6 protein-coding genes are annotated in these 3410 nt (G+C 68.1%); all 6 read left to right on the top strand.

Annotated features, from left to right (window positions below; all coding sequences use genetic code 11):
• A partial coding sequence (locus tag B1A87_RS22395; RefSeq protein WP_144275953.1) for a ferrochelatase occupies positions 1-932 on the top strand: 932 nt, incomplete at its 5' end.
• On the top strand, positions 929-1549 hold the full coding sequence (locus B1A87_RS24460; protein ID WP_260681134.1) for a hypothetical protein: 621 nt from the start codon (positions 929-931) through the stop codon (positions 1547-1549). The genes B1A87_RS22395 and B1A87_RS24460, both read left to right, overlap by 4 nt.
• Positions 1550-1710: 161 nt before the next feature.
• Positions 1711-1911: a hypothetical protein gene (locus B1A87_RS24455; RefSeq protein ID WP_260681133.1), complete on the top strand. Its 201-nt coding sequence runs from the start codon at positions 1711-1713 to the stop codon at positions 1909-1911.
• 20 nt (positions 1912-1931) lie between these two features.
• Entirely contained in the window at positions 1932-2324 is a 393-nt protein-coding gene (locus tag B1A87_RS22385; RefSeq protein ID WP_144275952.1) for a uroporphyrinogen-III synthase, read from the top strand.
• An 81-nt stretch (positions 2325-2405) separates the two neighbouring features.
• Complete coding sequence (hemQ, locus tag B1A87_RS22380) at positions 2406-3107, top strand: hydrogen peroxide-dependent heme synthase (protein ID WP_078028203.1); 702 nt, start codon at positions 2406-2408, stop codon at positions 3105-3107.
• Positions 3104-3410: ferrochelatase (locus B1A87_RS22375; protein ID WP_185982450.1), on the top strand; the 307-nt coding region annotated here is incomplete at its 3' end. The genes hemQ and B1A87_RS22375, both read left to right, overlap by 4 nt.

Genomic DNA, 3410 nt, shown 5'->3' with positions numbered 1-3410 from the left:
GGGGCAACCGGAACTGGGATCCCTACATCCCGCAGACTCTCCAGGACGCTTACGACGCCGGGCACCGCAAGCTGCTCATGGTCACCACGAGCGCCTACTCCTGCTACTCCAGCTGCCGCCAGTACCGCGAGGACATCGGCATGGCGCTCACCGAAACGGGCCTGGACGGCAGGTTGGAAGTGGACAAGGTCCGCCAGTACTTCGACCACCCGGGCTTCGTGGAACCCTTCATCGAAGGCACCGCGGCGGGAATAGCCGACGTCCGTGCGCAGCTGGCTGCCGCCGGAAACCCGGATGCGCCCGTGCACGTCCTGTTCGCAACGCACTCCATTCCCACCCGCGACGCCGAGGCGGCCGGACGGTCGGCCGACGAGCCCCGCCAGTTCGCCGAGGACTCCGCGTACGTGGCCCAGCACCTGGCCACCGGCGGAGAGGTCATGCGGCGGGTGGAAGCCGAATCCGGACTCGCGGCTCCCTGGTCCCTCGTGTACCAGTCACGGTCCGGCGCCCCCCACGTGCCTTGGCTTGAACCGGACATCAATGACGCCATCGCGGACCTGTCCAAGCAGGGCGTCAAGGGCATCGTGATTGTGCCCCTCGGCTTCGTCAGCGACCACATGGAAGTGGTCTGGGATCTTGACACCGAAGCGCTGGAGACGTGCCGCGAACTGGGACTGGCCGCAACCCGCGTGCCGACGCCCGGAACACACCGCCGCTTCGTTGAAGGGCTCGTGGACCTGATCTGCGAACGCACGGTCGCCAACAACATCCGTGACCGCCCGGCGGCCACCGACCTGGGCCCCTGGTACGACGTCTGCCGTCCCGGCTGCTGCGCCAATTTCCGGGGCGAGAAGCCCACGATTGCCGGCGCGGACACCACGGTGGGCGCCGGTCACGACGCCTACCCGGCAGGGGGAGAGGACGCCCGATGACGGTCCGGATCGGAACCCGCGCGAGCAAACTCGCACTGACCCAGACGCAGCAGACGGCGGACCTGCTGGCCGCCGTCGGGGGCTTCCCGGTGGAGCTCGTGCACATCAGGACCGACGGCGATGTCCTTACCGGGTCGCTGTCCCAGATGGGCGGCACCGGCGTTTTCGTGGCGGCGCTCCGCGACGCGCTGCTCCGCAACGAGTGCGATGTTGCCGTGCATTCGCTCAAGGACCTGCCCACGGGCTCGGCCGCGGGGCTGACTCTCGCCGCAACCCCCCGCCGCGTGGACGTCCGCGACGTCCTGTGCGCCCGCGACGGGTTCAAGCTGGCCGATTCTCCGAAGGGCGCGCGGGTGGGCACTGCTCGCCGCTGGGCGGCGCAGCCTCCGCGCCGTCCGTCCCGGACCTGGACATCGTGGATATCCGCGGTAACGGACACCAGGCTCGGCCGGGTTCCAGGGCTGCCTGGCAACACGACCGAGGCCGGTGGACGGAAAATCGTGCGACCTTTGACGCTGGCTGCCGCGGCCCGAACGCATCAGCCGGTTGGCCACGGTCACCGAGTTCTCGAGACGGACATCATGCTTCCGGCTGCGTCAGGGATCGCTGGCCATTGAATGCCGCACGGCCGACGCCCTGCGCCGGGCCGGTTCCACTGAAGGCTCGCGGGTGTCGCGCAGGCCCGTCAGCGCTGGACGATCCCGACCCGGCTCGTGGCTCACCGCCTATAAGAGACAGGGCGCTGCTGGCCCGGCTCGAAGCCGGCTGCGCCGCTCCCGTGGGTGCATACGCCTACCGGAAGGGCAGCATGCTCCACCTGGAAGCCGTAGTGTGCGCAGTGGACGGCACCGCGTCCGTGCGTGACAAGCGGGCCACCGACGGCCTGACCGAAGTGGGCGCGACCCTGCTGGGGATCGAACTCGCCGAGGTTCTCCTGGCCGCGGGCGCTGCGGATATCGCTGACCTGACTGCGTCCTGACCGTCGGTGGCCATCGGCTCATGGGACAGGTGAACCGGCAGGGTCCGGAAGGCAACCCCGCCGGACTTCCAGGCGCGCGGCGCCCGCTCGAGGGGGCCCGCATCCTCATCACGCGGAACCCGGACCGCGCGGAAACGCTCGCGGCGGAACTCCGGCTGGCCGGAGCCGAACCGCTCCTGCTGCCGCTCACCGATGTCGAACGTGCCAGGGACCAAGACGCCCTCGATGACGCTTTCGACGCCTTGGGTGCAGGGCGTTTCGCGTGGCTCGTGGTCAGCAGCGCCACCACCGTCCTGGCGCTTGCAGAGACAGCCGCGGCGCGGACTGTGGCCCTCAGCGGGTGGATTCCGCAGTCAACCCGCGTGGCAGCAGTGGGGCCGGCGACCCTGGACCTGTCTCTTATACACATCTAGATGTGTATAAGAGACAGCTTCTACGCTCTGTAGAAGTGGAGTTTTTCGACTTGGACGCATGGAAGGGGCAGTATGGTATCCATGAGCCACACTCCTGCCGAATCTGTCACTAAAACCGAAGAATCAGCCGAGCAGTTCTTCACCCTCTGGACCGTATTCAAGCGCTCCGCCGAGGTCCTCCGCAGCGCTGATGCTGCCGACGATTTCGACGCCTTGATTGCGCGCCTGGCCGAGGGCGGAGTGACCCATCGCGGAAGCTACGACGTCTCCGCCATGCGGGCCGACGCTGACGTCATGGTCTGGCTTCACGGGCCAAGGCCCGAGGCCCTGCAGCAAGCCATCCGCGACATCCGCCGCAGCAAGCTCTTCGCGGGAACCGACCTGGTGTGGTCGGCCATGGGCGTCCACCGTGAAGCGGAGTTCGCCAAGAACCACACCCCGGCCTTTTCCCGCGGCGTCGAGCCGGCGGAATGGCTTTGCGTGTACCCCTTCGTCCGGTCCTACGAGTGGTACCTCCTGCCGGAGGACGAGCGTGGCCAGATGCTGCGCGACCACGGCATGCTGGGCCGCGACTTCCCCCAGGTCATTTCCAACACGGTTTCCTCTTTCGCGCTCGGCGACTGGGAATGGATCCTCGGCCTCGAGGCCCCCGAACTCGTTGACCTGGTGGACCTGATGCGCCACCTCCGCTCCACCGAGGCCCGCAACCACGTCCGCGAGGAGATTCCGTTCTACACGGGCCGCCGGATCACCGCCGGGGAGATTGCCGAGGTCCTGGCATGAGTCCGCTGAATCCGCAGGACCCTGCGGCGGTGAACCCCGTGACCGAGGCAGGCAGGATGGCCCCCAAGGAGTACGACGCCGTGCTGCTCGCCTCCTTCGGCGGTCCCGAGGGCCAGGAAGACGTCATCCCGTTCCTCCGCAACGTCACACGCGGCCGCGGCATCCCCGACGAACGGCTTGAAGAGGTCTCGCACCATTACCGCGCCAACGGCGGCATCAGCCCGATCAACCAGCAGAACCGGGAGCTCAAGGCGGCCCTTGAGGCCGAGCTCGCTGCGCGGGGCATAGCGATGCCGGTGCTGT

The organism is Arthrobacter sp. KBS0703 (genome assembly GCF_002008315.2).
Taxonomy (GTDB): Bacteria; Actinomycetota; Actinomycetes; order Actinomycetales; family Micrococcaceae; genus Arthrobacter.
Note: the sequence above shows the minus strand (reverse complement) of the source record. Positions and strands in the feature narration are given on the sequence as shown.